Genomic DNA, 5,046 nt, shown 5'->3' with positions numbered 1-5,046 from the left:
CGACTGGTCGCCGCTGTGGCTTTCGCTGTGGGTCGCCACGGCGGCGACGTTCATCGCCGCGGTCGGTGGCATCGGCCTCGCGTATGTGCTCGCCAAAGGCCGCTTCCGCGGGCGCGGACTTCTCGAGGCGATCGCGACGGTGCCGATCGTGCTGCCACCGACCGTGCTCGGCTACTACCTGCTCACCGCGCTGGGCGTGAACAGCCCCATCGGCCAGGCGTGGGAACGGTGGTTCGGCGCGCCCCTCGTGTTCACCCCCACGGCCGCCGTGATCGCGGCCTCGATCTCGGCGCTGCCCTTCGTGGTGCGCACGGGACGCGCGGCCATCGAGGAGGTCGACCCACGACTCGAGGCCACCGCCCGCGTCGCCGGACACCGCGAGTGGAGGGTTGCGACGCTGGTGACCCTGCCGGTGGCGCGCCGGGGCCTGCTTGCCGGAGTCGCGCTCGGTTTTGCGCGCGCCCTGGGGGACTTTGGAGCCACCGTCATGGTCGCTGGCAACATCCCAGGCCACACCCAGACGCTGCCCATCGCGGTCTACGACTCTGTGCAGGCGGGCAACAGCACCGCTGCGGGAACCGGCGCCCTCATCCTCGCCGGCATCGCCGTCGTCGTCCTGCTGGCCGTCACTACTCTCTCGGCGCGGCGGATATGACAGCGCCGGCCCCACGCAGCGTCGCGGTGGACTGCACCACCAGCGTCGGCGCCTTCACCGTCTCCGCGGCCTTCGAAGCGACCAAGGGCATCACCGCCCTGTTCGGCCCGTCTGGCTCAGGCAAGAGCGTGACGCTCGCGTCGATCGCGGGTTTGCTTCGCCCGCAGCGCGGCTCGATCGAGATCGGCGGCACGGTGGTTGCCGACGCCGGGGCCGGGGTCCACGTGCCCACTCAAGCGCGCAGGCTCGGCATGGTCTTCCAGGATGCGGCGTTGTTGCCTCATCGCAGCCCGCTCGACAATGTGGCGATCGCCATTCACGGGCAGACCAGGAGCGCCCGCGGCGACATCGCCCGCGAGTGGCTGGCCAGGGTCCAGGCCGATCAGCTTGCCGACGCCCCGACGGCCACGCTGTCCGGCGGCGAGCAGCAACGCATCGCCTTAGCGCGGGCGCTCGCCGGCGACCCCCAGGTGCTGCTGCTCGATGAACCCTTCAGCGCCCTCGATCTGCCGACGCGCAAGTCGCTGCGTCAACTGGTGCGCGACCTGGTCGACGCCCACGAACTGACCGCGCTGATCGTCACTCACGACCTCGATGACATTGCGCACCTCGCGGACAAGGTGGTGCTGTACGAACCCGGCCGGTCCACCGCCAGCCACGACCTCGTCGGCGTCGCGCCCGAGGCGCTGCCCCGGCTGCTCGGGCTCGTCACCTGAGCCCCGGCGGACGCCGCGTCACGACGGCACTGCGTCAGGAAGGCTTCTCTGCGCCGGCCCTGGCGTAGTACCACCACGTGACCGCGACGCCGACGATCGCGAGCGCCGACCACGCAAAGAACAGTGGGACGGGGGAAAAGGTCGCCAGCCCGATGCCAAAGTAGAACGGCCCGAACGCCGCAATGGCGGACGTGAAGCCAATGACGCCGCCCGCCTGCCGGCGCTCGAAGATCACCGGCATCTGCTTGAACGTGCTCGCATTGCCCACTCCCGCGAAGAAGAACAGCGCGAGCATCCCCCACAGGAAGGGCGGGAACTGGTCCGCCGAGCTGGGGTTGAGCTGGAGCGCCGCGAAAATCGCCGACGCAGCGATGCCCGCAGAGGAGATCAGTGTGACGCGTGCGCCGCCGAACTTGTCGGCAATCGGGCCAGCGATCACGCGCGCCGCCGAGCCCACCAGCGCGCCAAGGAAGGCGTACTTGAGCGGGTTGATCCCGTCTGCCCCGAACACGTCTGAGCCGAACTGGTTCTTGATCAGGAGGCCAAAGATTGCCGCGAAGCCGGAAAAAGAACCGAAAGTGATGACGTACAGCAGGGTCATGAGCCACGTGTGCTTGTTCTTCAGAATGTCGAACTGGTCGCGCACGCGAGTCACCCTGACGGGCACGGAACGCAACAGCATCCACGAGGCAATCGCGCCGATGAGCACCATGGGCACCCAGGCGTAACCGGCGTTCTGGTAGTACGCCTCGCTCACGGCGCCCGTGGAGTCGTCCACGACGCGTTGCGGGGCACCAACGGCGGTGGCGAAGGCGCCGCCCAGCAGCATGAAGCCGATGATCCAGGGCGTCGCTAGTTGCACGATGCTCACGCCGAAGTTGCCTACGCCCGCCTGGACCCCCAGCGCCACGCCCTGCTTGGAGCGGGGGAAGAAGTAGGACGTGCTCGGCATGAAGCCCGAGAACGCGCCGCCGCCGATGCCGGCAAACACGCCAAGCAGTAGCAGTACGGCGTAGGGCGTCTCGGGGTTCTGGACCGCGAGCGCCCAACCCACGAGGGGGACGAGCAGGAGCAGCGTGGTCAGCGTGACGAGCTTGCGGGTGCCGATCACGGGTGGCAGGAACGTCCACACCAGGCGCAGCAGGCCCCCGGCGAGGCCTGGCATGGCGGTCAACCAGTAGAGCTGGCTCTTGGAGAGGTCGAAGCCGATGTCGTTGAGCACCGGCGCCAGCGCTGAGACAAGGAACCACGCGATGAACGCGAGGGTGAGGCTGAAGGTGGTGACCCACAGCGTCTTCCACGCGAGCTTGCGATCCCAATCGGGAGATTCGGGGTCCCACTCTTCGAGCCAGTCGTTGCCCCTGTGCGGAGCAATCGCCGCGTTGTCTGGTGTGGTGCTCATTGCGTGGCTCCCGCCGGTCGTGTGGAGGCTGTGGCCCGGGGGACATCGGGCACAGCCTCCGCAACGTCTGTGGTGATGTGCTGATCGTGCTCAAACTTGTGGGTGAGGGCGGGGCTTGCGGTGTGGAGCAGGTTGACCACGGTCACGTGCATCCAGATGGCAGCAACCAGGGTCAGCGCGAACAGCACAAAGAAGGTGGATTGAGGCAGTCCCGTCCAGCTGGTGGTGTAGGCGAACAAGGGAGGCAGGAAGAACCCGCCGAGAGCGCCAAGTGAACCGACCAGGCCGCCCACCGCGCCCACGTCGTGCGGGAAGTATTCGGGGATGTGCTTGTACACGGCCGCTTTGCCGATGCCCATCGCGCAACCGATGACAAAGACCAGCACGGTGAAGAGCACGACTCCCACATGCCACGGGAGCACCTCGTTGGCAGCGCCTTCACCGTCGAGCACCACGATATGCCCGTACGGCATCATCAGCACCCCTGAGGCAAGCAGCATCGCGCCGAACGTCGCGTACATGACACGGCGGGCGCCGAGCGTGTCAGACAGCCACCCGCCCACGGGCCGCAGCAGCGACGCAGGGAAGATGAACAGTGCCGTCAGCAGTGCGGCCTTCGACAGCGGCACGCCGTACACGTCCACGTAGTACTTGGGCAGCCAGGCTGCAAGCGCGACGTAGGCGCCGAACACCACGGCGTAGTAGAGGCTGAAGCGCCAGGCACGCGCGTGCTTGAGGGGCGCGAGCAGTTCTTTGACCGAACGCCCCTTGCCGGGCGTGTGGTCGTGGCGCGGGGTGCCGAACCACGTCGCGGCCGCCATCACGATCAGCAGGATCGCGTACACCACCGGCACCGAGCGCCAGCCGCTGGGGATGATCCCGAACAGTAGCCCTCCGGCTGGCACCGCCGTGATCATCGCGGGGCCGATGAACTTGGTCACAGACGCGCCGACGTTGCCGGCACCGAACACTCCCAACGCCATGCCCTTGCGGCCTTGCGGCCACCATGCGCTCACCCACGCGATGCCCGCGCTGAAGGCGTTGCCTGCGAAGCCCACGAGGAACGCGTACACCAGCAGCACGCCGTAGGACGTCGCTGTGGACACGAGATAGGCGGGGATCGCCGTAAACACCAGCATGGCGACGAACACCTTGCGTCCGCCCCACCGGTCCGCCGCAATTCCCGCGGGCAGGCGCCACACCGAGCCGTTGAGGACGGCGACGGCGGTAATCCACGACAACTGCACGTCTGTGAGGCCGAACTCGTCTCGGATCTTGATTCCCAAGACTCCGAACATCAGCCAGACCGCGAACATCAGAGTGAAGCCGATGGTGGACACGGTGAGTACGCGACCGCGTCCCCGCTCGGTCGCCTCCAGGTCCGGACCCATCGCGGTGCCTCCTTGTGTGCCGATGCTGCGGCTGTCTAGCACGACACAGTACTCATTTTCTCACAATGCGCAATATCTTCCGTGTTTAATGCGGAACGCGCGTCTCGTGTGGTAGAAAAGCCACATGAAGCCAGGTGCAGAACAAGCCGTGAGCGACGCGCTCCAGGCAATTGGAGCGCTCGGCGACGGTGAGCAGACGCGCCCGGGCGTTGGCAAGAACACGGGTTCCAGGGCCCACCTGCTGGCGACGCTCCAGTCACAGGCACGCGAGTTCAGCATCGAAGAGTTGGCCCTCACCTCTGGACTTCACGCGAACACGGTGCGAGCGCACCTCGATGTGCTCGTTGCTGGCGGACACATCGAACGCACCCAGGGCCAGCCGCACGGGAGGGGCCGTCCGCCGCTCTTCTTCCGCGCCACCGCGGACGCCCGTGCCCCTTACGACGAGCTCTCCAGGGTGCTCCGCGAGTCGCTTGGTGCCGCGAACGCGCCGAACCTTGCGCGCAGCACCGCCGAGCGGTGGGCGGAGTCCCTTGAGCCGCAACCCGTGTCAAGCACTCCAGACGAGGCGGTCGACCATGCGGTCGAGTCGCTCCACGCGGTCGGGTTCAGTGCCGAGGCCTCGCCTTTGAAGGATTCGATCACCATTGGGACATGCCCGTTCGCTGAACTCGTGGAGGAGCACCCGGTCATCTGCGCGATCCACACGGAGCTGCTGTCTACCGTCCTCAGCGCCTCAGGCCAAGAGGTGGAGGTCGAGGCGATGGACGTGTGGGTACGCCCCACGCTGTGTCGCGCCCGTCTCACCAGGCCAGACCTCGCGCCTGCACGTACGATCGATCCGAAGGCATACGGCACGCAGGCCACCTCCCAGGCCCCCAC

Annotated in this window: 5 protein-coding genes; 3 read left to right on the top strand and 2 right to left on the bottom strand. The window is 67.3% G+C overall.

The features are described from left to right. Nucleotides 1-655: molybdate ABC transporter permease subunit (modB, locus tag QZZ33_RS03020; RefSeq protein ID WP_291378063.1), on the top strand; the 655-nt coding region annotated here is incomplete at its 5' end. Beyond that, nucleotides 652-1,371, top strand: a complete 720-nt coding sequence (locus QZZ33_RS03015; RefSeq protein ID WP_291378060.1) for an ATP-binding cassette domain-containing protein — start codon at nt 652-654, stop codon at nt 1,369-1,371. The genes modB and QZZ33_RS03015, both read left to right, overlap by 4 nt. Before the next feature lie 34 nt (nt 1,372-1,405). Here the strand turns inward: QZZ33_RS03015 and QZZ33_RS03010 are convergent, their stop codons facing one another. Both QZZ33_RS03010 and QZZ33_RS03005 read right to left on the bottom strand, forming a co-directional pair. After that, complete coding sequence (locus tag QZZ33_RS03010; protein WP_291378058.1) at nt 1,406-2,773, bottom strand: MFS transporter; 1,368 nt, start codon at nt 2,771-2,773, stop codon at nt 1,406-1,408. Continuing rightward, nucleotides 2,770-4,164 carry a nitrate/nitrite transporter gene (locus tag QZZ33_RS03005; RefSeq protein ID WP_291378055.1) on the bottom strand — a complete coding sequence of 465 codons (1,395 nt, stop codon included), beginning with the start codon at nt 4,162-4,164 and terminating at the stop codon, nt 2,770-2,772. The genes QZZ33_RS03010 and QZZ33_RS03005 overlap by 4 nt, the downstream gene beginning before the upstream one ends. Before the next feature lie 124 nt (nt 4,165-4,288). On the opposite strand from QZZ33_RS03005, the gene QZZ33_RS03000 reads away from it, so the two are divergent. Continuing rightward, the coding region (locus QZZ33_RS03000; protein WP_291378054.1) for a hypothetical protein at nt 4,289-5,046 on the top strand (758 nt) is incomplete at its 3' end.

The sequence above is a fragment of the Demequina sp. genome (assembly GCF_016278775.1).
Lineage (GTDB): Bacteria > Actinomycetota > Actinomycetes > Actinomycetales > Demequinaceae > Demequina.
This window is presented reverse-complemented; position numbering and strand designations above follow the sequence as displayed.

Bases quoted from the DNA above. Each gene is read 5' to 3' on its own strand.
- QZZ33_RS03015 (WP_291378060.1), top strand. From the start codon at position 652: ATGACAGCGCCGGCCCCACGCAGCGTCGCGGTGGACTGCACCACCAGC.
- QZZ33_RS03005 (WP_291378055.1), bottom strand. From the start codon at position 4,164: ATGGGTCCGGACCTGGAGGCGACCGAGCGGGGACGCGGTCGCGTACTC.
- QZZ33_RS03010 (WP_291378058.1), bottom strand. From the start codon at position 2,773: ATGAGCACCACACCAGACAACGCGGCGATTGCTCCGCACAGGGGCAAC.